The 22,747-nt window shown below is 66.4% G+C and carries 20 protein-coding genes; 12 read left to right on the top strand and 8 right to left on the bottom strand.

Going from position 1 to position 22,747, the window contains the following annotated elements:
* Window positions 1-3: 3 nt before the first annotated feature.
* The 3 genes from ACNQPB_RS01355 to ACNQPB_RS01345 are packed head-to-tail and all read right to left on the bottom strand — an operon-like array spanning window position 4 to window position 2,707.
* Entirely contained in the window at window positions 4-684 is a 681-nt protein-coding gene (locus tag ACNQPB_RS01355; protein ID WP_498748465.1) for an NUDIX hydrolase, read from the bottom strand.
* Window positions 681-1,487 (bottom strand): endonuclease III, encoded by an 807-nt coding sequence (nth, locus tag ACNQPB_RS01350; RefSeq protein WP_498748463.1) that lies wholly within the window; start codon window positions 1,485-1,487, stop codon window positions 681-683. Before nth ends, ACNQPB_RS01355 begins: the two co-directional genes overlap by 4 nt.
* An 11-nt stretch (window positions 1,488-1,498) precedes the next feature.
* A complete protein-coding gene (locus ACNQPB_RS01345; protein ID WP_498748461.1) occupies window positions 1,499-2,707 on the bottom strand; it encodes a hypothetical protein in 1,209 nt (402 codons plus the stop codon).
* Window positions 2,708-3,044: 337 nt separating this feature from the next.
* Between ACNQPB_RS01345 and acs the strand changes: the two genes are divergently transcribed.
* From acs to ACNQPB_RS01315, 6 genes are all read left to right on the top strand, one after another.
* The gene (gene acs, locus ACNQPB_RS01340; protein ID WP_498749063.1) at window positions 3,045-5,093 is read left to right on the top strand and encodes an acetate--CoA ligase; all 2,049 of its coding nucleotides are present in this window, start codon (window positions 3,045-3,047) and stop codon (window positions 5,091-5,093) included.
* A gap of 186 nt (window positions 5,094-5,279) precedes the next feature.
* Window positions 5,280-6,596 (top strand): ABC transporter substrate-binding protein, encoded by a 1,317-nt coding sequence (locus ACNQPB_RS01335; RefSeq protein WP_498748459.1) that lies wholly within the window; start codon window positions 5,280-5,282, stop codon window positions 6,594-6,596.
* A 112-nt stretch (window positions 6,597-6,708) separates the two neighbouring features.
* On the top strand, window positions 6,709-7,713 hold the full coding sequence (locus ACNQPB_RS01330) for a carbohydrate ABC transporter permease (protein ID WP_498748458.1): 1,005 nt from the start codon (window positions 6,709-6,711) through the stop codon (window positions 7,711-7,713).
* On the top strand, window positions 7,710-8,621 hold the full coding sequence (locus ACNQPB_RS01325) for a carbohydrate ABC transporter permease (protein WP_498748457.1): 912 nt from the start codon (window positions 7,710-7,712) through the stop codon (window positions 8,619-8,621). Before ACNQPB_RS01330 ends, ACNQPB_RS01325 begins: the two co-directional genes overlap by 4 nt.
* A 6-nt stretch (window positions 8,622-8,627) precedes the next feature.
* On the top strand, window positions 8,628-10,688 hold the full coding sequence (locus ACNQPB_RS01320) for a beta-galactosidase (RefSeq protein WP_498748455.1): 2,061 nt from the start codon (window positions 8,628-8,630) through the stop codon (window positions 10,686-10,688).
* Window positions 10,689-10,717: 29 nt separating this feature from the next.
* The gene (locus ACNQPB_RS01315; protein ID WP_498748453.1) at window positions 10,718-11,500 is read left to right on the top strand and encodes a DeoR/GlpR family DNA-binding transcription regulator; all 783 of its coding nucleotides are present in this window, start codon (window positions 10,718-10,720) and stop codon (window positions 11,498-11,500) included.
* A gap of 1 nt (window position 11,501) precedes the next feature.
* On the opposite strand, the gene ACNQPB_RS01310 is transcribed toward ACNQPB_RS01315, so the two are convergent.
* The 4 genes from ACNQPB_RS01310 to ACNQPB_RS01295 all read right to left on the bottom strand — a co-directional run bounded on the left by ACNQPB_RS01310 (window position 11,502) and on the right by ACNQPB_RS01295 (window position 15,587).
* Entirely contained in the window at window positions 11,502-12,146 is a 645-nt protein-coding gene (locus ACNQPB_RS01310; protein ID WP_498748452.1) for a LacI family DNA-binding transcriptional regulator, read from the bottom strand.
* 11 nt (window positions 12,147-12,157) lie between these two features.
* A complete protein-coding gene (gene galE, locus ACNQPB_RS01305) occupies window positions 12,158-13,171 on the bottom strand; it encodes a UDP-glucose 4-epimerase GalE (protein WP_498748450.1) in 1,014 nt (337 codons plus the stop codon).
* Window positions 13,172-13,324: 153 nt separating this feature from the next.
* Window positions 13,325-14,344, bottom strand: a complete 1,020-nt coding sequence (locus ACNQPB_RS01300; protein WP_498748448.1) for a LacI family DNA-binding transcriptional regulator — start codon at window positions 14,342-14,344, stop codon at window positions 13,325-13,327.
* Window positions 14,345-14,354: 10 nt separating this feature from the next.
* Window positions 14,355-15,587 (bottom strand): Gfo/Idh/MocA family protein, encoded by a 1,233-nt coding sequence (locus tag ACNQPB_RS01295; protein WP_498748446.1) that lies wholly within the window; start codon window positions 15,585-15,587, stop codon window positions 14,355-14,357.
* A gap of 191 nt (window positions 15,588-15,778) precedes the next feature.
* On the opposite strand from ACNQPB_RS01295, the gene ACNQPB_RS01290 reads away from it, so the two are divergent.
* The 5 genes from ACNQPB_RS01290 (at window position 15,779) to ACNQPB_RS01270 (ending at window position 21,891) form a co-directional block, all read left to right on the top strand.
* Window positions 15,779-16,738, top strand: coding sequence for a carbohydrate ABC transporter permease (locus ACNQPB_RS01290; RefSeq protein WP_498748444.1), 960 nt, complete (start codon window positions 15,779-15,781; stop codon window positions 16,736-16,738).
* Window positions 16,739-16,747: 9 nt separating this feature from the next.
* Complete coding sequence (locus tag ACNQPB_RS01285; protein WP_498748442.1) at window positions 16,748-17,713, top strand: carbohydrate ABC transporter permease; 966 nt, start codon at window positions 16,748-16,750, stop codon at window positions 17,711-17,713.
* Between the two features lie 67 nt (window positions 17,714-17,780).
* Window positions 17,781-19,133: an ABC transporter substrate-binding protein gene (locus ACNQPB_RS01280; RefSeq protein ID WP_498748441.1), complete on the top strand. Its 1,353-nt coding sequence runs from the start codon at window positions 17,781-17,783 to the stop codon at window positions 19,131-19,133.
* Between the two features lie 94 nt (window positions 19,134-19,227).
* A complete protein-coding gene (locus tag ACNQPB_RS01275; protein ID WP_498749061.1) occupies window positions 19,228-21,438 on the top strand; it encodes an alpha-galactosidase in 2,211 nt (736 codons plus the stop codon).
* Window positions 21,439-21,576: 138 nt separating this feature from the next.
* Entirely contained in the window at window positions 21,577-21,891 is a 315-nt protein-coding gene (locus ACNQPB_RS01270) for a hypothetical protein (RefSeq protein WP_498748439.1), read from the top strand.
* Here the strand turns inward: ACNQPB_RS01270 and ACNQPB_RS01265 are convergent.
* Window positions 21,886-22,209, bottom strand: a complete 324-nt coding sequence (locus ACNQPB_RS01265; protein WP_498748437.1) for a putative quinol monooxygenase — start codon at window positions 22,207-22,209, stop codon at window positions 21,886-21,888. The genes ACNQPB_RS01270 and ACNQPB_RS01265 overlap by 6 nt on opposite strands.
* Before the next feature lie 73 nt (window positions 22,210-22,282).
* Between ACNQPB_RS01265 and aroQ the strand changes: the two genes are divergently transcribed.
* Window positions 22,283-22,747 carry a type II 3-dehydroquinate dehydratase gene (aroQ, locus tag ACNQPB_RS01260; protein WP_498748435.1) on the top strand — a complete coding sequence of 155 codons (465 nt, stop codon included), beginning with the start codon at window positions 22,283-22,285 and terminating at the stop codon, window positions 22,745-22,747.

Here is a 22,747-nt window from a genome sequence, read left to right as displayed (position 1 = left end):
TGCTCACAGTTGGATCTGGTGCATCCGTTCCTCGTCCCAGGGAATGGTCCAGCCCAAGGCATCGAACAGCCCGTTGAGCACCATCGCGGTGAAGCCCCAGACCACCACGCCATTCACCAGGAACACCGGGCTGGTGAAGGTCCGTCCGCCGCGGCTGAGGGTGCCCATGTAGCGGTTGGCCGGGTCCAGCAGGTCCCGCACGGGGACCCGGAACACCTGGGCGGATTCGGCATAGTCAACCACCCGGACCGGCGACGGCGACGCCCACCACGCGAGCACCGGCGTCACCACGAAATTGCTCCGGCTCAGCCCGACGTCGGGCATGGTGCCCAGCACCTGCACTCCGCCGACGTCGAGGCCGGTTTCTTCGACCGCTTCGCGCAGCGCCGCAGCAACGGCCGATTCATCCCCGGGGTCGATCCCGCCGCCGGGGAACGCCACCTGCCCCGGATGGTCGCCGAGGGTGTGGGCCCGCTCCAGGAGAAGGACATCCAAGTCGGCGGGCACCACGGCCTTGGAAGACTTCGCCGGGACGTCGTCGAGCACTCCGAACAGCATGAGGATCGCGGCTTTCCGGGCCGCACCTGCATCGACCTCACCGACCGCGATGCGCGGATCGGACGCGGGATGGTCCCCGGATTCGATCCTGGAAGCGAGGTACAGCAGATCCCCGAGCGCAGTCACTTGCGCGCCCTCCTGAGCTCCAATTGGGACTCCATGCGGATCTCGGCGGCCCGGGCGGTCTCGGCCAGGAGTTTTTCAAGCAGCGCTTCCTGGCCCGGAGCTAGCTCGTACTTGAGCAGCTTGGCGGCCTTGGCCGGATCGGTTTCGCCGGCGCCGTAGCTGGGACACCAGTTCGCCACCGGGCAGGCACCGCAGGCGGGCCTGCGGGCATGGCAGATCCTGCGCCCGTGGAAGACCACGCGGTGGGAGAGCATCGTCCAATCCTTGGGCTCGAACAGTTCCGCGACGTCGAACTCGATCTTCACAGGGTCCTCGGAGTCCGTCCATCCGAACCTGCGTGCGAGCCGGCCGAAATGGGTGTCCACCGTGATGCCGGGGACGCCGAAGGCGTTGCCCAGCACCACGTTTGCCGTCTTGCGCCCGACGCCGGGGAGTGTTACCAGGTCCTCCAGCCTGCCGGGCACCTCGCCGTCGAACTCGTCCACCAAGCGGGTGCTCAGGGCCAGCACGTTCTTCGCCTTGGGCCGGTAGAAACCCGTGGGCTGCAGGATGGCCTCCAGTTCGGCGGGATCCGCTTCGGACATCGCCCGGGCATCCGGGTACTTGGCGAAGAGGATCTTGGTGACCTGGTTGACCAGCACGTCGGTGGTCTGCGCGGAGAGGACTGTGGCGATGACCAGTTCAAACGGGTTGCGGAAATCCAGTTCCGCATGGGCATACGGGTATTTCTCCGCGAGTTCCTTGTTGATCCTGCGGGCGCGGCGTTTGAGGGCCAGCGGTGTTTCGACGACGGCGGCGGGCACGGCAGTCCTGTTCAGCCGCGTTCGATGTGGCTGAGGTCGCGCAGGACGCCGAGCCTTCCGTCGGTGTTCTGGACGAGGAATTCTCCGCCCCTGTCTTCGAGCGCGAGGACCCAGCCGCCCGGTTCGAGCGTGAAGGCCGGGGCGCCGGAATGCTCGTCCACGGCAACGCGCGGCTGCGGCACGGCGAACCAGAAGGCCTCGTAGGCCGGTTCCTGGGATTCCTCGGGACGGCTTGCGGGATCAACGGTAGCGCCGATCGATTCCACCGGGCGCCACTCCTGGGCGGTCGCATCCGGCGTGCGGTCGACGACGGGGTGGGCCATCGTGGCCGGAATGCCCTGTGGGGCAGCCGGAGCGGCCGCGGGGGCTTCCGTGCCGGCGGCAGGGGTGCCTCCTTCAGGGGATTCAGTTCGGCTTTCCCCGGACGCAGCGGACGCTGCCGACGACGGAGCGGACACCGGCGACGGAACGGAAGTTGACGGAGCGGACACCGGCGACGGAACGGAAGTTACCGGCGTCGGAACTGCGAAGGGACCGCCCGGGGCGGGTGCTCCGGCCGCGGGGCCGGCCGCTGCCGGGACGGCTGAAGCCGGACCGGCGGGCTTCGCCGCTGCAGGCTTGGGCGCTGCGGGCTTCGGTGCGGCCGGTTTCCGGACGGGTGCGACGGCGTCGCGCGCCACCGGGTGGGCTGCCGACACGGCGCGGTCCTTGAAGTCATCACGCAGGAGCGGGATGTGCGGGGCGAGCACTGTGGCGGCCAGCAGGGCGAGCGCCCCGACGAAGCCCAGCAACAGGTAACCGCTGAAGGCCACGGCAACGCTCAGGAAGTAGAAGGCAACGGCGAAGGAAGCCACCACCGAGGCGAACTGGTCAACGGACAACGACCCGATCCGCAGTGAGTTCTCCGGCTGCAGGCGCCGGGCAACGAACAACGCCGCGACGATCAGGGGCAGCACGATGCCAAGACCCAGGAAAAAGAGGTTGCTCAAGTTCCAGAGATTGTAACGGCCGAACATCGGAAGCAGGGAAGCCAGGAACAAGAGCAGCACGGCGGCAAAAACAAGGAGATCGCGAGCCGTGAACGGACCGGCCACAGCCTGAACCCGGGCCGTCTGTGTCGGGGCGGGGGCGGCTCCGGCCGGGGAGGCATGCCCGGCATCGGGGGTGGGTGCCCCTTGGTTCGCCGCACCGTTTCCGGGTGCGGGGTTCATCTGGGTCATGACAAGTTCTCCTTTGCACTGCGGTGCCGGTACGGCAGTGTTCCGGCCGCTCGCGACGGCACTGGCCGGACACGCGGCTGAAGCCGGCGGTCCACGCCCCGGAACCCTTTCAGCCTATGCCACGGCCCCGACAGCCCCTAGCCGCTCGGCGCTAAATCCGCACCGCTCACGGCCACAATGTGACCGGGCGCACTTCCTGTCCGTGCTAGGCGATAGTGTGTATGGCGGAAAGCATTCTGCGGAATTTCCGCGGGAACGCACAGCGACGTGATCTGCCGCCGTGCGTCCCGGCGGCAGCCTCCCCGCAGCGAAAAGATCGACGAAGATGAGGTCCCACATGTCCCAGGACGCCAAGGAATCAACGGCCACCGCTTCCCCCGCTGCTAACGACACCGTCGCCGGCCCCGGAAACGGCGATGCCCTGGAGAACCTGCTGCACGAGAACCGGAAGTTCGCGCCGTCGTCGGAGTTCGCGGCGAATGCGGTGGTCAGTGCGGATGAGTACACGGAAGCCGCCGCGGACCGCCCGGCGTTCTGGGCGAAGCAGGCCCGGGAACTGCTGAGCTGGTCCAAGGACTTCGGCCAGGCCCTTGACTGGTCCAATCCGCCGTTCGCGAAGTGGTTCGTAGGCGGGGAAGTCAACGCCGCGTACAACGCCCTGGACCGGCACGTGGAGAACGGCCTCGGGGACCGCGTGGCCATCCATTTCGAGGGGGAACCCGGCGACACCCGCAGCTACACCTACGCGGAACTGACCGAGGAGGTCAAGAAGGCCGCCAACGCGTTCGAAGCCCTGGGCGTGGCGAAGGGTGACCGGGTGGCCGTGTACCTTCCCATGATCCCCGAAGCCGTGATCACGCTGCTGGCCTGCGCCCGGATCGGTGCCGTGCACTCGGTGGTGTTCGGCGGCTTCTCCGCGGACGCCCTGCGCTCCCGGATCGACGACGCCGAGGCCAAGCTTGTGGTCACCGCAGACGGCACCTACCGCCGCGGCAAGCCCAGCCCGCTCAAGCCGGCCGTGGACCAAGCCCTTTCCGCACCAGGCCACTCCGTTGAACATGTCGTGGTGGTCAAGCGCAACGGCGAGTCCGTGAACTGGGTCGAGGGGCGGGACAGCTGGTGGGCCGATACGGTGGGGGCCGCTCCGGCGGAGCACACCGCCGTCGGGCATGACTCCGAGCACCCGCTGTTCATCCTCTACACCTCCGGCACCACCGGAAAGCCCAAGGGCATCCTGCACACCACCGGCGGCTACCTCACCCAGACCGCCTACACCCACCGGGCCGTGTTCGACCTGCACCCAGAGACCGACGTCTTCTGGTGCACGGCCGACGTCGGCTGGGTCACCGGCCACTCCTACGTCGCCTACGCCCCCCTCGTCAACGGCGCCACCCAGGTCATGTACGAAGGCACCCCGGACTCCCCGCACCAGGGCCGCTGGTGGGAAATCGTGGAGAAGTACAAGGTCTCCATCCTCTACACCGCCCCCACCGCGATCCGCACCTTCATGAAGTGGGGCAAGGACATCCCGGCCAAGTACGATCTGTCCTCCATCCGGGTGCTCGGCTCCGTGGGCGAACCCATCAACCCCGAAGCGTGGATGTGGTACCGCGACGTCATCGGCGCCAACGCCGGCAGGAACGGCGAGAAGAAGGACAACCCGGCACCGATCGTGGACACCTGGTGGCAGACCGAAACCGGCGCCCAGATGATCGCACCCCTGCCCGGGGTCACGGCCACCAAGCCCGGTTCCGCGCAGGTCCCGCTGCCAGGCATCGCCATCGACGTGGTGGACGAGCTCGGCGAATCCGTGCCGGACGGGCACGGCGGCTACCTCGTGGTCCGCGAACCCTGGCCCGCCATGCTGCGCGGCATCTGGGGCGACCCGGAACGCTTCAAGGACACCTACTGGTCCCGCTTCGAGGACATGTACTTCGCCGGTGACGGCGCCAAGAAGGACGAGGACGGCGACATCTGGCTGCTCGGCCGCGTGGACGACGTCATGAACGTCTCCGGCCACCGCCTCTCGACGACGGAAATCGAGTCCGCACTGGTCTCCCACCCTTCCGTGGCGGAGGCCGCCGTCGTGGGCGCCGCGGACGAGACCACCGGCCAGGCCGTCGTGGCGTTCGTGATCCTGCGGGGCGATGCCGTCAACAACGGCGACGCCACGGTCCAGGAACTGCGCAACCATGTTGGCAAGGAAATCGGCCCCATCGCCAAGCCCAAGCACATCCTGGTGGTTCCCGAACTGCCCAAGACACGCTCCGGCAAGATCATGCGCCGCCTGCTCAAGGACGTGGCCGAAGGCCGCGAAGTCGGCGACGCCACCACCCTCTCGGACCCCACAATCATGTCCCAGATCGCCGAATCCCTCAGGAAGTAAGCCCGGCCCACACCACGCAAAGGCGGCGGTTTCCTCGCGAAGGAGACCGCCGCCTTTGGCATGGGGTAGACGGGAATGCGCTTGCCCGATAATGTTATATTTAGTTCTTTCATGTTCTCTTTTGAGCGTCTATAGTCGATGCATAGTGAGATAACTCACAGGCACCACGCTTTCAAGGGAGAGAACATGGCAGCGCAGATTGACCCGTTCCTGGCGGCCCAAAACGCCCAACCGGGACGCCGCACCATCCTGAAGACGCTCGGTATCGGCGCTGCCGGGCTCGCCGGAATTCCGTTGCTTGCCGCCTGCACCGGCGGATCCGGACCCGCCCCGGGAGCCACCTCCAACAGCCTGACCTTCGGCTCCGGGTCGTCGGACGAGGTTCCCAAGAACGCCTACAAGGCGGTCACCGACGCGTTCACCAAGAAGACCGGCGTCACCGTGGCCACCAACGTCGTCCCGCACAACGATTTCCAGAACAAGATCAACTCCTACCTCCAGGGCAGCCCGGACGACGCGTTCACCTGGTTCGCCGGCTACCGCATGCAGTACTACGCGGGCAAGGGCCTGCTGGCTCCCGTGGACGATGTCTGGGAGAAGATCGGCGGCAACTTCTCGGACGCCATGAAGAAGGCCTCCACGGGCCCCGACGGCAAGATGTACCTGGTCCCCAACTACAACTACCCGTGGGGCTTCTTCTACCGGAAGAGCTTCTGGGCCGCCAAGGGCTACGCGGTCCCGAAGACCTTCGACGAGCTGAAAACCCTCGCTGCCAAGATGAAGACCGACGGCATCATCCCGATCGGCTTCGCGGACAAGGACGGCTGGCCGGCCATGGGCACGTTCGACTACATCAACATGCGCCTGAACGGCTACCAGTTCCACGTGGACCTCACCGCCCACAAGGAAAGCTGGGACCAGAAGAAGGTCAGCGACGTCTTCGACACCTGGAAGGCGCTGCTCCCGTACCAGGATCCCGCCGCCCTCGGCCAGACCTGGCAGGATGCGGCCAAGGCCCTCGAAGCCAAGAAGACCGGCATGTACCTCCTGGGCTCCTTCGTGACCCAGCAGTTCACCGATCCCGCAGTGCTCGCGGACATCGATTTCTTCCCGTTCCCGGAAATCGCGGTGGAAGGCACGGACGCCGTCGAAGCCCCCATCGACGGCCTGCTCCTGTCCAAGAAGGGCGGCGACAACAAGGCAGCCCACGACTTCCTGGAATTCATGGGGACCGCGGACGGCCAGAACGCCTACGCGGCAGTGGACACCTCCAACATCGCCACCGTCAAGGGCGCCGACACCTCCAAGTTCAGCCCGCTGAACAAGAAGTGCGCGGACACCATCGCCAACGCCAAGTACATCAGCCAGTTCCTGGACCGCGACGCCCTCCCCGCCATGGCCAACAACGTGATGATCCCCGCGCTGCAGTCCTTCATCAAGGACGGCACCGTGGACGTCAAGAACCTCGAAGCGCAGGCCAAGACCCTCTACGCCGCCCAGTAACTGCCGCGTTCCACGCGGGTCACCCCGCGCACCGGCATCCCAAGGAGAGGCCCGACGACGGCGCCCCCGCCCGCCGTCGGCGGGCCCCCTACCGCAAACTGAAGGAATCCCCATGAGCACTACCGCCGAAAAGCCGGCCGCCCCGGACAGCGAACCCGGCGAAGCGGGCCAGAACCTGGCCGCATTGGGACGCCGCGGCGTCGGACGGCGGACCATCAGGACAGGCAGGGTCCGCCGACTAACGCGGCGGGACAAACTGGTCCTCGCGATCATGGTGGGCCTGCCCACCCTGATCCAACTGTTGCTGGTCTGGCTGCCCACCCTCTTCTCGGTCGCACTGAGCTTCACCCGCTGGAACGGCCTGGACCTGAAGGACATCAAGCCCGCCGGGACCGACAACTACCGCTTCGTGGTCGAGGACTACCCGCCGTTCTGGCCCGCCATGCAGCACAACATCCTGTGGCTCGTCTTCCTCGCACTGATCGCCACCCCGCTCGGCCTGCTGCTGGCCGTGCTGCTGGACCAGAAGATCCGCGGCAGCAAGATCTACCAGAGCATCTTCTTCACACCCGTCATGCTGTCCCTGGCACTGATCGGCATCATCTGGCAGCTGTTCTACAACCGCGACAGCGGGCTGTTGAACTTCCTCCTGGGCACTGCCGGCACGCCGCGGGCGGTGGACTGGTTCGGCGACTCCAACGTCAATATCTGGGCGGCCATGGTTGCAGCCACTTGGCGCCACGCCGGTTACGTCATGATCCTGTACCTGGCCGGGCTCAAAGGCGTGGACCCCTCGCTGCGCGAAGCCGCGTCGATCGACGGGGCCAACGCCGTACAGACCTTCTTCCGGGTGGTCTTCCCCGCCATGCGGCCCGTGAACATCGTGATCGTGGTGATCACCATCATTGAGTCGCTGCGGGCCTTCGACATCGTCTACATCATCAACCGCGGCACGAACGGCCTCGAACTGATCAGTGCCCTCGTGATCCAGAACCTCGTGGGCGAAGGCCAGGTGATCGGCGTCGGCTCGTCCCTGGCCGTGATCCTCCTGGTGATCTCGCTGATCCCGATCGTCTTCTACCTCATCCGCACCTTCGGCAAGGAGAGCAAGGCATGAGCACCCTCGCCAGCCCCGTATCGCGAACCACCGCCGCAAGCGGCATCCGGCGCAACACCGGCAAACGCCACTACGGCACCCATGTCTTCCTGTCGGTCATGGCCGTCATGTGGCTCATTCCCCTTGTCTGGTCCCTCTTCACCGCGCTCCGTCCCAAGGCGGATACCGATAAGTTCGGCTACTTCAGCTTCGGCGGGACGTTCAACTTCGACAACTTCGTACAGGCATGGACCCAGGGCGGGTTCTCGAAATACTTCCTGAACTCCGTGCTCATCACCGTCCCCTCGGTGGTGCTGACCTTGTTCTTTGCCTCCATGATGGCCTTCGCCGTGTCCCGGGTGAGCTGGAAGTTCAACATCACCCTGCTGATCATGTTCACGGCGGGAAACCTGCTGCCCCCGCAGGTCCTCGCCGCTCCCCTGTTCGAAATGTTCAAGCACCTCACCCTGCCCTATTCCTTCAGTGATTCCGGCAACCTGCTCAACACCTACATTTCGGTGATCGCGGTGGACACGGCGTTCCAGATCGGCTTCTGCACCTTCGTGCTGTCCAACTACATGAAGGCCCTCTCAGCCGACCTGACAGAGGCTGCCCTCGTGGACGGCGCCGGGATCTGGCGGCAGTACTGGAACATCATCCTTCCGCTGTGCCGGCCGGCCCTCGCCGCCCTGGGCACCCTGGAAGTCATCTTCATCTACAACGACTTCTTCTGGCCGCTGCTTTTCATCCAAAGCGGAGACAGGCTGCCCGTCACCACGGCCATCAACAACCTGCAGGGCGAGTTCCTCGCCAACTACAACCTGCTCGCGGCCGGCGCCACCATCACCGTCATACCCACCCTGATCATCTACCTCGTGCTGCAGCGCCAATTCGTGGCCGGACTCACGCTCGGTTCCAGCAAAGGATAAGAACGCATGACCATGGACTACATCGTCGACAAGCTGGGTGGCCGGATCGCCTTCGGCGGAGACTACAACCCCGAGCAATGGCCCGAGGAGGTGTGGAAACACGACGTCGCCCTCATGAAGGAAGCCGGGGTGAACCTGGTCAGCGTCGGCATCTTCAGCTGGGCCCTGTTGGAGCCGGAGGAAGGCCGCTACGAGTTCGGCTGGCTGGACACGGTCCTGGACCTGCTCCACGCCAACGGGATCAGCGTGGACCTCGCCAATGCGAGCGCCTCTCCGCCACCGTGGTTCAGCCGCAAGTACCCCGATTCGCTGCCGGTGGATGCCGACGGCGTGCGGCAGAGCTACGGTTCCCGGCAGGCCTTCGCGGCCTGCTCACCCGACTACCGGCGGGCTGCAGCAGCTCTGACGACGGCGATCGTGCAGCGCTTCGCCGGGCACCCCGCCGTCGTGATGTGGCATGTCCACAACGAATACGGCTGCCACAACCAGCCGGATTTCGGCCCGCACGCGGAGCGCGGTTTCCAGGAATGGCTGCAGCGGAAGTACGGCAGCCTGGACGCGCTCAACCAGGCGTGGGGCACCGCTTTCTGGTCGCAGCACTACTACGACTGGGCCGAGATCCTGCCGCCGCGCCGCTCCGGAACCTGGGTGAACCCCACCCAGCAGCTGGACTTCGCGAGGTTCTCCTCCGACGCGCTCCTCGAGTGCTTCAAGGCGGAGGCCGACATCATCCGTACCGGTTCCAAGCACCCCGTCACCACGAACTTCATGGGCTTCAACATGGGCCTGAGCGCTCCCGTGGACTATTGGCGCTGGTCCGGGCACATGGACGTCGTCTCGAATGACCATTATCTGATTGCCGCGGATGAACGGAACTTCCAGGAACTGGCCATGACCGCGGACCTCACCCGCGGCTGGGCGCAGGGGAAGCCGTGGCTCCTGATGGAACACTCCACCTCGGCGGTCAACTGGCAGCCCCGCAACGTGGCCAAGGCGCCCGGGGAAATGCTCCGCAATTCCCTGCAGCACGTGGCCCGCGGAACCGACGGCGTGCTGTTCTTCCAATGGCGCGCGTCACGGGCGGGTGCCGAAAAGTACCACTCGGGCCTGGTCCCGCACGCCGGCCGCGACACCAAGGTGTGGCGCGAGGTAGTGGAGCTCGGCCGCGCCCTGGAGAGCATCTCCGCGGTGGCCGGTTCCACGGTCCAGGCCGAGGCCTGCATCATCCACGACACCGATGCGCGCTGGGGCACGGAACTGGACTCGCATCCCAGCGAGGACGCCCGGAACCTCCCCGAAACGCGGCGCTGGCACGATGCCCTCTACCGGGCCGGCATCACCACCGACATCCGGCAAAGCACGGACGACCTTTCCGGCTACAAACTGGTGGTCGCGCCGATGCTGTACCTCGTCACCGATGAGGGCGCGGCCAGGCTCCACGAATACGTGGAGGCCGGCGGCACCCTGGTGCTCACGTACTTCTCCGGGATCGTCGATGCGAACGACCACATCCGCATGGACCCGGTCAACGGCGGAGGCTACCCCGGGGCGTTCTCCGAGCTGCTCGGGGTGAGCATCGAGGAATTCTTCCCCCTGCGTTCCGGCGATGCCGTGGCGTTGAGCCGCTTCGGTTCCGGGACACTGTGGAGCGAGTTGGGCAAGGCGGGCAGCGCGGAGGTCCTCGCGACGTTCGACGGCGGCGCGCGCACCGGCGGCGCGCGCATCGGCGTCGGGGGCTCCCCTGCGGTGACCCGCCGGGCGGGATCTGCCGGCCGGGGCGCCGCCTACTACGTGGCCACCAGCCTGGGGCGCGAAGGATTGTCCGAACTGGTCGAACTCCTCTGCGCGGACGCGGGCGTGGAGCCGGTGCTGGGCGTCAGGCCTCCGGAAGACGTGGAAATCGTCCGCAGGAGCAACGGCGCCAAGGATTGGACCTTCGTCATCAACCACGGCGTGCAGGATGTCACGGTACCGCTCGACGGCGTCGACCTCCTGGCCGGGGCACCCACCGGAGGTACGCTAAACCTTACTGCCGGAGGCGTCGCCGTCGTCGAGTCTTCCCGCTAGCCCGTAACCGACCGTCCAGAAAGGCTCCGATGCTCCAGGCAGCCCGCCACACCGCCATTGTCGACGCCGTCCAGCGCGAACGGGTCGTGCGCGTCACGGACCTGGCCCAGTCCCTAGGCGTCTCGGCCATGACTGTGCGGCGGGACATCGAAAGCCTCGAAGAGGCCGGGCTCGTGGAGCGCATCCATGGCGGCGCGAAGCTGCCCGGCGATGCCCGTACGCACGAGCCCGGCTTCGAACAGAAGTCCACCCAGGCCATTACCGAGAAGCAGGCCATCGCCCTCGAGGCGGCGAAGCTGGTCAAGGAGGGTTCGGCAATTGGCCTGAGCGCCGGAACCACCACATACGAGCTCGCCAAGCTCCTGCTGGACGGGCCTCGGATCACGGTGGTCACCAACTCGATCAGGATTGCCGAGTTGTTCCACCACGATCCCGGCACCGGCCGGCGCGGCACCTCGGTAATCGTCACCGGCGGGGAACGCACGCCGTCGGACGCGCTTGTGGGTCCGATCGCGACGTCGGCGCTGAAGCAGCTGCATCTGGACACCCTGTTCCTGGGCGTGCACGGCATGGATGCCGAGGCGGGCTTCACCACCCCCAACCTGCAGGAAGCGGAGACCAACAAAGCGTTCATGACCTCGGCACGCAACGTGGTGGTCCTGGCCGACAACAGCAAGTGGGGAACCGTGGGCATCGCCTCGATCGCCGGGCTGGAAGACGCCGATGAGCTGATCACTGACGCGGGGCTTGGTGAGGAAGCCCGCCGGGTCCTGGCCGACGGCGTCGGGAAGCTGCGGATCGCCGAAGCTTAGGCTACCGGGCGCCTGCTGCGAGGTAGTCGACGGCGAGCCTGACGCCGTGGCTGCCTGCACCGGCGATCACCGCCGAGCAGACTGCCGACAGCCGGCTCGCCCACGCTTCGCCCGGCCGGTAGGGATTCCCGGCGATGACCTCGACGACGGGACACTGGGCGGCGGCCACCGCATCGCGCAGTGCCGCTGAAGCGTGCACGGCACGGCCGGCGCCGACGACGATCCCCAGCACGGATGGATCGACGCCTTGGAGGATGCCTGCCGCAGCTGCACCGTCCGCCGCCGCCACGCACCGGACGCTGATTCCGTTCGCCGCCCCGGATCTCTCCGGGGCAGCGCCCGGGCTGGCACCTTCCGCGGCGACGTCCGGATCCGTGAGGATGAGGATGGTTCCCCTGCGCTCCGGCACCTGGCCGGGACGTGAAGACCACCGGGCACCGCGGCTGCGGCCCAGCTCGGATGCCGCCGTCGACGGAACATAGCCCAGGCCGGACGCGGCCTCCAGCACCCGTTGCCGGGTGGCGGCTGCTACCGGGGCAACCCCGCGCAGGGCGCGCGACACCGTGGCCGTCGAGACGCCCGCGGCCTCAGCCACGTCACGGATGTCGGCAACCCTGGCTGGTGCGGATCCGGCGCGAACCACCATCGAAGGTCGCCTTAGCCCTTGTAGCCGTGGGGGTTGTTTTTTTGCCAGCGCCAGTGGTCTTGGCACATCTGGTCGATGGTTTTGGTGGTGGACCAGCCCAGGTCTGCCAGGGCGGAGGATGCGTCGGCCCAGAAGGCGGGCAGGTCCCCGGCGCGGCGGCCCGTGATCTCGTAAGGGAGGGGGTGGCCGACGGCTTTTTCGAAGGAGTGCAGCATGTCCAGCACGGAGGTGCCGCGGCCCGAGCCCAGGTTCCAGCGGTGCACGCCGGGCCGGGCGGCGATGTAATCCAGGGCGGCGACGTGGCCCTGGGCGAGGTCCACGACGTGGATGTAGTCGCGCAGGCAGGTCCCGTCGGGGGTGTCGTAGTCCCCGCCGAAGACCATGAGTTTCTCGCGCCGGCCCACGGCGACCTGGGCGATGAAGGGGACCAGGTTGTTCGGGATGCCCTGGGGGTCCTCGCCGATCCGGCCCGAGGGGTGGGCGCCGGCGGGGTTGAAGTAGCGCAGCAGTGCCACATGCCAGCGTCCGTCGGCGGCGCCGAGGTCGGTGAGGATGTCCTCGATCTGTTCCTTGGTGCGCCCGTAGGGGTTGTTCGCCCCGATGTCCATTTTCTCGATGTACGGGACCGGGTTGTGTTCCCCGTACACGGTGGCCGAGGAAGAGAACACGATCGTGCGCACGTTGTGGGCGTCCATGGCCCGCAGCAGGTTCAGGGTGCCCACGATGTTGTTGTAGTAGTAGTTCAAGGGTTCCCGCACGGACTCGCCCACGGCCTTGAGCCCGGCGAAATGGATCACCGCGTCAATGCTGTGGGCCTGGAAGATGCCCTCCAGGGCCGGTTCGTCCAGCAGGTCCGCCTCGTGGAACACCGCGGCGCGTCCGGCCAGTTCCGCGACCCGGCGCAGGGATTCCTCGGAGGAGTTGGCCAGGTTGTCCACCACGACCACCTCGTGGCCGGACTCCAGCAGGGACAGGACCGTGTGCGAGCCGATATAGCCCGTGCCGCCGGTAACAAGAATTCTCATGGCTTCCTTCGTGCGGAGTTGGAGGTGGGCTTGCCAAAAATCTACCCGGGTAAACACCAAACGGGAAGCAATTTTGTTAGCTTTTGTTCAGAAAGTTTCTGATTTGTTTGCACCGTAGGCGCCACCGGTGCCGCAGGCGCAGTCAGGCGGGGCCTAGTGGGAGCCGCAGGAGCGGCGCAGGACCAGCTCGCAGTCGAACACCTGCTTGCGCGCCGGCTCGTCCCGGCCGGAGCCGATGATTGCCGCGACCCCGGCCTCGGCCATCTCCTTGATGGGCTGGCGGACCGTGCTCAGCGGGGGCCAGCAGAACTCGGCTTCCTCGGAACCGTCAAAGGACATGACCGCCACGTCCTCCGGCACCCGGAGCCCGGCTTCCTGGACCGCGCGGAGGAAGCCTATGGCCTGCTGGTCCGAACTGATGAAGACGGCCGTGGGCCGCCGCTCCAAGGCCGCGAACCACCTGCCGGCCTCGTATCCGCCCTGGCGGTCAAAGCTGCAGCGGAAAACCTGGCCGTCGCGCACGCCGAGGTCCTGGAGCGCCATCCTCCAGCCCAGCTCGCGCAGGTCCAGCACGTTGTCGGTCGTAATGCCCTGCACCAGGGCAATGTCCCGGTGCCCATGGCCCGCCAGGTGCGCCACGGCGCGCCGCGAACTCTGCACGAACTCGGGGCCGATCGCATCGAATCCTGGAAATTCCTCGGAGAAGTTCAGCAGCACGGTGGGAATGCCGCGGCCTTCCAGCTCGGCGACGTCGGGCTTCTGGTTGATCACCGAACAGAGGAACACGCCGTCCACCTGGCGGTCCACGAAGTTCCGCAGGTGCCGGCGCTCCACCATGACCGAATCACGGGAGTCACCAAGGATCATCGCGAAGCCACGCTCCTCCGCCGCCTGTTCCACGGCTTCGGCCAAGCTGGCGAAGAAGGGGTTGCTGATCTTGGGCACCACCATTCCCAGGATCTGGGAGGTGCCCTTCTTCAGGGCCCGAGCGGTGACATTGGGCCTGTAGCCGAGAGTCGCAATGGCCTGCCGGACCTTCTCCTGCGTGGCCGGAGCCACGTTCTTCGGCCCGCCGTTGACCACGTAGCTCACGACGGCGGTGCTGACGCCCGCCAGGCGGGCGACGTCCGTGCGCGTGACGACGGGTCTTGGGGAGGCGGAGAGGTCCGGCATAGCCAACATGCTAGTTGCGAACAGCCTCTTCGCGCGGCGAGGCGAGGTTTTCCGGGGCGTCGCCGAAGTCCCGGATCGGCAGGCGTTCGCCGCCACGCAGGGCCGACTGGTGGGCCACGATTCCGGGCAGGGTGTAGCGGGCGGCTTCCCAGGCGTTGACCGGGGGCAGCGTTCCGGCTGCCACCGCGGTGACGAAGTCGTCCACCAGGAAGCTGTGGCTGCCTTCATGTCCGCTGGGCAGGGCCCGCAGTTCCTCGGGCAGGCGGGAGGGATCGTGCACCGGAGCCAGGCCTGAGACGAAGGCGTCCCGCAGCGCGGGGTCGACATCCGCCAGCGACGGATCGTCCAGGGGGAGGCTGGGCAGGGTGTTGATCTGCCCGCTGACGTCGGTGACGCCTTCCTTGTCCTGCCAGACGGCAGTTTCCACGATCTGCTCGAAGCTACCCTCGGTGCCGAAGTACCGGAAGCGGCTCTCGCGCAGGTGGGAGGGGTAGCCGACGCGGCGGAACTCGTTGATGCGGACGCTGCCGCCGCCGTCGAGCTCGAAGAGAGCCGTGGCGTTGGAGAAGTCGTTGCCGAACATGCTGACGTCCTTGTCGAAGACGCCGTCGCCGCGGTCGTCACGGACGCCGATGCAGCTCACGCTGGTGAGGTGCCCGCCGATGCCGCCGAGCACGCCGCCCACTGAGTGCGTGGGGTAGAGCATGGGCGGGTAGCTGGCGGTCTTGTGCCAGTCCTCACCGCCGCTGTACTGGTAGGCGGCATAGAAGCCGAGATCCATGTCGTGGACGTAGTCGCCCTCGGCATAGAAGATGCGGCCGAAGGCGCCGGCGCCCTTCTGCTGCCGCGCGTAGATGGTGGCGGGGTTGTAGTAGCTGGTCTCCCCCATCATGTACGTCAGGCCGGTCTCTCGGACGGCCTCGATGATCGCGGCGATCTCATCCTCGCTGATGGCCATCGGGACTGCGGAGTAGACGTGCTTTCCTGCGCGGAGGGCCTGAACCACCAGCGGACCGTGCGTCCAGCGCTGGGTGAAGATGGCGACGGCGTCGACATCGCTGGCGAGCATCGCCTCGAAGCTGGGAAAAGTCCCCGCAAGCTGCTGCCGCTCCACCAGGGTGGACGCCCGCTCCGGCAGTACGTCCGTGACATACACCTCCGAAATGATGGGGTGCGCATTGAACAGCTTGGTGAACTGGCCGGAAAACTGGCCGGCACCTACCACGCCGAGTGAAAACGTCATTGTCTGGCTCCTCCTTGGGCCTCAACGGTGTTGGATTCATCGAGTCTGGCAGCGCGATCTACTCGAGTCAACAAAAACGAAAGAAACGGAAGAAATTCTCACAAAATTTCACAAACACCCTTGACGCTCCAAAATCTACTCGTGTAGATTCGAGGCAGTTGTTAGCCATGTCACACTCGGAAAGGTCAAAGATGACCACGCTCACCAAACAACCCGATCCGGGGCTCTCGGCCGGTGCGCCGCAGAAGTCCCAGAGACGGCGCAAGCCGGCCGCGGACTTCCGCGGCATCGGCGACCTCAAAACCGCACTCTTCTTCATCGCCCCGGCAATGCTCGGTTTCGTACTCTTCTACCTGGTCCCCACCATCCGCGGGATCTACCTGAGCTTCACTGAATACAGCATCCTCGGAGACCCGGAATGGATCGGGACCAAGAACTACGAGCACATTGCCAAGGACCCGCTGTTCTGGAACGCCCTCGGCGTCACCAGCCAGTACGTCATCATCAACATCGCGCTGCAGACAATCCTCGCCTTGGGCATCGCCCTACTCATGCACCGGGTGGCGAAATCCACCCTCATCCGCGGGGCCCTCCTGATGCCGTACCTGATGGCCAACGTCATCGCTGCCCTGCTGTGGTTCTGGATGCTCGATTACCAGATCGGCATCGTCAACCAACTCATCGAATGGCTCGGACTGCCCCGCGTGGCCTTCTTCGGCAGCGAACAATGGGCCATCCCCACCCAGGCGCTGATCAACACCTGGCGCCACATGGGCTACACCGCCCTGCTGATCTTCGCCGGCCTGCAGGCCATCCCCAACAGCGTCTACGAGGCCGCCAGCATCGACGGTTCCAAGGCCGTCAGCACCTTCTGGCGGATCACGCTTCCCCTGCTGCGCCCGGTACTCGTGCTGGTCCTGGTGGTCACCGTCATCGGATCCTTCCAGGTCTTCGACACCGTGGCCGTCACCACCGCCGGCGGTCCCGTCAACGCCACCCGGGTGCTGCAGTTCTACATCTACCAGCGCGCCTTCAACGAACAGGACTTCGGCTACGGCTCGGCCCTGGCCGTCATCCTCTTCCTCATCCTCGCCCTCGTGGCCTTCATCCAGATGAAGTTCCTCCGCGGCAACCAGTCGGACCTGGACTAAGGACACCCCATGACCACCACAGCCACCCGCCCGGCGGAGAACCGCCGTCGTCCTTTCACCCGTCGTCCTTTCATAAGGAACCGCCCTTCCACACGGAACCGTCCCTTCAACTGGCGCCGCACCATCGCCTGGGTCCTGCTTGCCGTGGCCATCGCCGTCAGCGTCCTGCCCTTCTACTGGGTGCTGCGCACGGCCCTGTCCACCAACGGTTCCCTCGCCGCGAACTCCGCCAGCCTGCTTCCGGCCGATTTCAACCTCGGCGCCTTCAAGCGCGTGTTCGGCCTGCAGACCGCCTCGGAAGCCATTGCCGAAGGCGGCTCGGGCGCATCCATCAACTTCTGGCAGTACCTCTGGAACTCACTGCTGTTCTCCAGCATCACCACCGCCGGCGCCGTCTTCTTCAGCTCGATGGCCGCCTACGCCTTCTCCCGGCTGCGCTGGAAAGGCCGCGACGGCGTATTCTCCCTGTTCCTGGGCACCATGCTGGTTCCGCCGATCTTCACCGCGCTGCCGAACTTCCTGCTCGTGAAGAACCTGGGCCTGCTCAATACGATGCTCGGCATGGTGCTGCCGTACCTGTTCATGACCCCCTTTGCCATTTTCTTCATGCGCCAGTTCTTCCTGAACATGTCCCGCGAAGTGGAAGAGGCGGCCATGCTCGACGGCGCCAAGCACTGGCGGATCTTCTTCCAGATCGTCATGCCCAACGCCGCCGCCCCCATCGCCACCCTGGCCTTGCTGACCTTCATGGGCCAGTGGAACGAGTACTTCTGGCCGCTGCTGGTGGGCACCACCGAAGAAACCCGCGTGCTCACCGTGGGCCTGGGCGTCTTCAAGTCCCAGGCACCGCAAGGCGCCCCCGACTGGTCCGGCCTGATGGCCGCCACCCTCGTTTCGGCCACCCCGGTGCTGATCCTCTTCGCCATCTTCGGCAAGAAGATCGTCAACTCCATCGGCTTCAACGGCACCAAATAGCTTTCCCTCCCCAACCCCGCAACAGCTCCACCCACCCGGCTCAAGGCCGTCCCCGAAAGGACCCACCATGATCAACAAGAAAGCAATCGGCGCCGCCGCCGTCGCTGCTGCCGCAGCCCTGGCACTCTCCGCCTGCGGAGGCGGAAGCAGCGGCGGCGGGGAATCCGCCAAGGGCGAGATCAGCTACTGGCTGTGGGACGCCAACCAGCTTCCTGCCTACCAGCAGTGCGCCACGGACTTCCACAAGGCCAACCCGGACATCACCGTGAAGATCACCCAGACCGGCTGGGACGACTACTGGGGCAAGATCACCAACGGCATGGCCTCCGGCACCGCCCCGGACGTTTTCACCGACCACCTCGCCAAGTACCCGGACTTCATCAAGACCAAGCAGCTCCTGGCGCTGGACGACGCCGTCGCCAACGACAAGGTGGACCTCGGCCAGTACAACGACGGCCTCGCGGACCTGTGGGTGGGCCAGGACGGCAAGCGCTACGGCCTGCCGAAGGACTGGGACACCATCGCGCTGTTCTACAACAAGAAGATGGCCGCCGACGCCGGACTCACCCCGGAGCAGATGGGCTCCCTGACCTGGAACCCGCAGGACGGCGGCACGTACGAAAAGGCCATCGCCCACCTCACCGTGGACAAGAGCGGCAAACGCGGGGACGAGCCCGGCTTCGACAAGAACAAAGTGGCCGTCTACGGCCTGGGCTTGGAATCCTCGGGCGCCGGCATGGGCCAGACCCAGTGGAGCTTCCTCACCGCTACCACCGGCTGGACCCACACCGACAAGAACCCGTGGGGCACGCACTTCAACTACGACGACAAGAAGTTCCAGGACACCATCGCCTGGTGGGCTTCCCTGGCGGAGAAGGGCTACATGCCCAAGCTGGAAACCACCGTGGGTGCGAATGCTGCGGACAACTTCGGTGCGGGCAAGGCCGCCATCAACACCTCCGGCTCCTGGATGATCGGCCAGTACTCCGGCTACAAGGGCATCCAGCTGGGCATCGCCCCCACGCCGACCGGCGCCGAGGGCAAGCGTGCCTCGATGTTCAACGGCCTCGCTGACTCCATCTGGGCCGGCACCAAGAAGAAGGACGCCGCCGTCAAGTGGGTCGAGTACCTCGGCTCCGCCGCCTGCCAGGACGTGGTTGCCTCCAAGGCCGTCGTCTTCCCGGCGGTCAAGGGCTCCTCCGACAAGGCCGCCGCAGCATTCAAGGCCAAGGGCGTGGACGTCAGCGCCTTCACCCAGCACGTGAAAGACAAGACCACTTTCCTGTTCCCCATCACGGACAACGCTGCCAAGATCGAAGGCATCATGAAGCCTGCCATGGACGGTGTGGTTGCCGGCAAGTCCCCGGCCAGCTCCCTGACAGCGGCGAACGATCAGGTCAACGCCCTCTTCGCCAAGTAAGACCCCTGGGGGCCCGGGAACGGCCGGGCCCCCAGGCAACACATCCAGCACACGCACCACCTGAAAGAAGACGCCACCAATGGACCCCCTGCACCTGCACCCCCTGCATCTGCGCTCCTCCGGTACGAGCCTCCTGCTCGCGTTCCACACCGGTGAGGCCCAGATAGTCCATTGGGGCGCCGACCTCGGCGAAGCCCTCCCGGACCTGGGGCTCCTCGCAGCTCCGGTACCGCACTCGGCCCTCGACACCCCCGTGATCGGCGGCCTGCTCCCCCAGGCCTCTTCTGGCTGGCTCGGCCGGCCCGGCCTGCGCGGGCAGCGCTCCGAGGCCGGCGTGCCCGGCTTCGCCTTCTCCCCCGCACTGCGGGTCGTGTCTGCAGAGCGCGTCGTCCCTGAAGAGCACGACGGCGGGGACACCGCCGTCGTCCTCCAGGCCGATCCGGAGGCGGGCGTCGAAGTCCGCACCACCATCCGCCTGAACCGCGGCGGGCTCCTGGAACTCAGCCACACCCTCACGAACACCGGCGAAACGCCCTACCAGCTCGACGAACTCGGCCTGGTGCTCCCGGTTCCGGGCGACGCCGTCGAGCTCCTTGACCTCACTGGCCGCTGGTGCCGCGAAAACCACCCGCAGCGCCACCGCATCGCCCAGGGAACCTGGGTGCGCTCAGGCCGGCACGGCCGCACCGGGCACGATTCCTCGCTGCTGGTGGCCGCAGGCACCGAAGGCTTCGCCAACCGCTCAGGCCGGGTCTGGGCCGTGCACTTCGGCTGGTCCGGAAACCACGAACAGTACCTCGACACCATCGCCGACGGCCGCCGCATGCTCGGCGCGTCCGAGCTGCTTGGCTCCGGCGAGATCGTCCTCGCGCCCGGCGCGGAGTACACCACCCCCGTGCTCTACGCCGCGTACTCGGACCACGGACTGGACGGCGTCACCGAACGTTTCTACGACTGGTTCCGCGCCCGCCCGCAGCACGTGGGCACGCAGGGCTCCGCCGGTGGTTCCGGCAAGGCCCGTCCGGTGGTCCTGAACACCTGGGAAGCCGTCTATTTCGACCACCGGATCGAGCCGCTCATCGAGCTCGCAGAGTCTGCCGCGGAACTTGGCGTGGAGCGCTTCGTGCTCGACGACGGCTGGTTCCGCGGGCGCCGCGACGACCACGCCGGGCTGGGCGACTGGTATGTGGACGAGACCGTCTGGCCCGAAGGCCTCACTCCGCTGATCGACGCGGTGAATTCCCGCGGCATGGAGTTCGGGCTGTGGGTCGAGCCGGAGATGGTGAACCTGGATTCCGACGTCGCCCGGGCGCACCCGGACTGGATCGTCGGCCCGGCCGCGGCATCGCACAAGGACGGGGGGCGCCTGCCGCTCGAATGGCGGAACCAGCACATCATCGACCTCGCGAACCCGCAGGCCTGGCAGTACATCTACGACCGCATCGATGCCCTGTTGCGCGAAAACAAGATCGCGTACCTCAAGTGGGACCAGAACCGGGACCTCACCGAGCACGGCCACCGCGGCCGGCCCTCCGTGCACGAGCAGACCCTCGCCGCGTACCGGCTCTTCGACGCGCTGAAGGCCGCCCACCCGCAGGTGGAAATCGAGTCCTGCTCCTCCGGCGGCGCCCGGGTGGACCTGGGCATCCTGCAGCGCACTGACCGCGTCTGGGCCTCGGACTGCAACGATGCCCTGGAGCGCCAGACCATCCAGCGCTGGACCCAGGCCGTGCTGCCGCCGGAGCTCGTGGGCGCCCATGTCGGCCCCACCCATGCCCACACCACCGGCCGCACGCACAGCATTTCCTTCCGCGCCATCACCGCGCTCTTCGGGCACTTCGGCATGGAATGGGACATCCGCCAGGCCACCGAGCATGACCGGGCCGTGCTGCGCCGTGCGATCACGCTCTACAAAAAGCACCGCGGGCTGCTGCATTCAGGCGTGCGCGTCAACGCGGACCTGGGCGAGCCGAACCTGCAACTGCACGGCGTGGTGGCGCAGGACCGTTCCGAAGCCCTGTTCGCCGCCGTCGTCCTTGCCTCGCTCGCTGCCGAGATGCCCGGCCGGGTGGGCCTGCCCGGCCTGGACCCGGAACGGACGTACCGGGTGGAGGCAGTCATGCCGGCCTCGGAGGAGCCTGCCGCCGTGGACGGCGACGCCGACAGCCCCTTCGCCCAGATCGCGCCTCCCGCATGGCTCGACGGCGGCCTGACCGCCAGCGGCCGCTTCCTCGCCGAAGTGGGGCTTCCGCTGCCCGTACTGCGGCCCGAGCATGCATTGCTGCTGAGGGTCACGGCGGCCTAGTCCCGTCCACGTTGCGAGGCCCGCTCTACGTCCTTTGCCTTGCACATTGGACGTAGAGCGGGCCTCGCAACTGCCTCTCCCTTGGGAATGTGGGCGTACGCTGAGATTTCAGGGTCCTTCCACTGCTTGGAGGCTGCCATGGATGCTGAATTCGCCACTGTCAAAGGCCATGACGTCACCACCATCACCTGCATCTGCGGCAATACCGTCAGCAAGGATGGACTGATCCAGGCGAACTCGAAGGGCATCCCGATCTATGCCGGCGACGACATCCCCGACGGCCTGGCGGCTTGGCCGGACGACGGGGAGCTGTTCACCCTCTGCCCGTCATGCGGGCGGGTATACCGCGACTCCGTGGTGGAGCAAACAGGCAAGGCACCAGTGGCTTTCAGGGTGGATGTCACCGCTGGGCCGATCGCCGAGGCCATCCGTCTCCATTGGGAAAGGTCATGAACGCGTCCCGCCGCCAATTCCCTCGATTGTGTACCGTCGTTCGATCCCGGCCGTTGCACGGCCCCATTCGCTGGCGTTGACACGTGCCTGATGGGCCCGGAAGGCCTCGACGTCACGAAACCGCTCTTCGACCCGCCAGATAAGCAGATCCCCGGTCCTCTTCACCTCGAAGGACAGACAGCCGTCTTCAGCCCGGGTCAACTCAATGTGCAGCGGAAGGTGTTTGGCGACTGTTTCCGCTTGGGCAACATCGCTGCACACAAGCTCTCCGCTGAGGGTTACTTCCGGCATCGTTTTCCTTTCAGTTCCGAGCGCCACGGACGCTCCACAAAGACGTAACGCTAACGCCTGGGTGCAGTGGGCGGGCCACGCAACGCGATAGATTGCAGCCATGACTGACGCTTCCTCCGCCACCGCTACCGGCCGCACCATCCTCGTCCTGAACGGTCCCAACCTGAACCTGCTGGGGACCCGCGAGCCCGAAAAGTACGGCACCTCCACGCTGGCCGATGTCGAGCAGATCGCCATGGACGCCGCCGCCGCACACGGGTACACGGTGGATTGCGTCCAATCCAACCACGAGGGCGACCTCCTGGACGCCATCCACGCGGCACGCGGCACAGCCGCCGGAATCGTCATCAACGCCGGCGCGTACACACACACTTCAGTGGCGCTGCGGGACGCCCTGGCGGCCGTCGAGCTTCCCGCCGTCGAGGTCCACATCACCAATGTGCACAAGCGCGAGGAATTCCGGCACCACTCCTACCTGTCCCCCGTCTGCACCGCCGTGATCGTGGGCGCGGGGGTTCAGGGTTACAAGCTGGCCATCGATTTCCTGGCCGGCGCGGTTGCCTAG

It is taken from the genome of Curtobacterium sp. LFS079, assembly GCF_047977865.1.
Classification (GTDB): Bacteria; Actinomycetota; Actinomycetes; order Actinomycetales; family Micrococcaceae; genus Arthrobacter.
The sequence above is the reverse complement of the archived record's forward strand: the minus strand, read 5'-3'. Positions and strand labels throughout refer to the sequence as shown.

Excerpts from the sequence above, each read along its gene's own strand:
- ACNQPB_RS01345 (WP_498748461.1), bottom strand. The coding sequence starts at position 2,707 with ATGACCCAGATGAACCCCGCACCCGGAAACGGTGCGGCGAACCAAGGG.
- acs (WP_498749063.1), top strand. The coding sequence starts at position 3,045 with ATGTCCCAGGACGCCAAGGAATCAACGGCCACCGCTTCCCCCGCTGCT.
- ACNQPB_RS01335 (WP_498748459.1), top strand. The coding sequence starts at position 5,280 with ATGGCAGCGCAGATTGACCCGTTCCTGGCGGCCCAAAACGCCCAACCG.
- ACNQPB_RS01330 (WP_498748458.1), top strand. The coding sequence starts at position 6,709 with ATGAGCACTACCGCCGAAAAGCCGGCCGCCCCGGACAGCGAACCCGGC.
- ACNQPB_RS01325 (WP_498748457.1), top strand. The coding sequence starts at position 7,710 with ATGAGCACCCTCGCCAGCCCCGTATCGCGAACCACCGCCGCAAGCGGC.
- ACNQPB_RS01320 (WP_498748455.1), top strand. The coding sequence starts at position 8,628 with ATGACCATGGACTACATCGTCGACAAGCTGGGTGGCCGGATCGCCTTC.
- ACNQPB_RS01315 (WP_498748453.1), top strand. The coding sequence starts at position 10,718 with ATGCTCCAGGCAGCCCGCCACACCGCCATTGTCGACGCCGTCCAGCGC.
- ACNQPB_RS01310 (WP_498748452.1), bottom strand. The coding sequence starts at position 12,146 with ATGGTGGTTCGCGCCGGATCCGCACCAGCCAGGGTTGCCGACATCCGT.
- galE (WP_498748450.1), bottom strand. The coding sequence starts at position 13,171 with ATGAGAATTCTTGTTACCGGCGGCACGGGCTATATCGGCTCGCACACG.
- ACNQPB_RS01300 (WP_498748448.1), bottom strand. The coding sequence starts at position 14,344 with ATGCCGGACCTCTCCGCCTCCCCAAGACCCGTCGTCACGCGCACGGAC.
- ACNQPB_RS01295 (WP_498748446.1), bottom strand. The coding sequence starts at position 15,587 with ATGACGTTTTCACTCGGCGTGGTAGGTGCCGGCCAGTTTTCCGGCCAG.
- ACNQPB_RS01290 (WP_498748444.1), top strand. The coding sequence starts at position 15,779 with ATGACCACGCTCACCAAACAACCCGATCCGGGGCTCTCGGCCGGTGCG.
- ACNQPB_RS01285 (WP_498748442.1), top strand. The coding sequence starts at position 16,748 with ATGACCACCACAGCCACCCGCCCGGCGGAGAACCGCCGTCGTCCTTTC.
- ACNQPB_RS01280 (WP_498748441.1), top strand. The coding sequence starts at position 17,781 with ATGATCAACAAGAAAGCAATCGGCGCCGCCGCCGTCGCTGCTGCCGCA.
- ACNQPB_RS01270 (WP_498748439.1), top strand. The coding sequence starts at position 21,577 with ATGGATGCTGAATTCGCCACTGTCAAAGGCCATGACGTCACCACCATC.
- aroQ (WP_498748435.1), top strand. The coding sequence starts at position 22,283 with ATGACTGACGCTTCCTCCGCCACCGCTACCGGCCGCACCATCCTCGTC.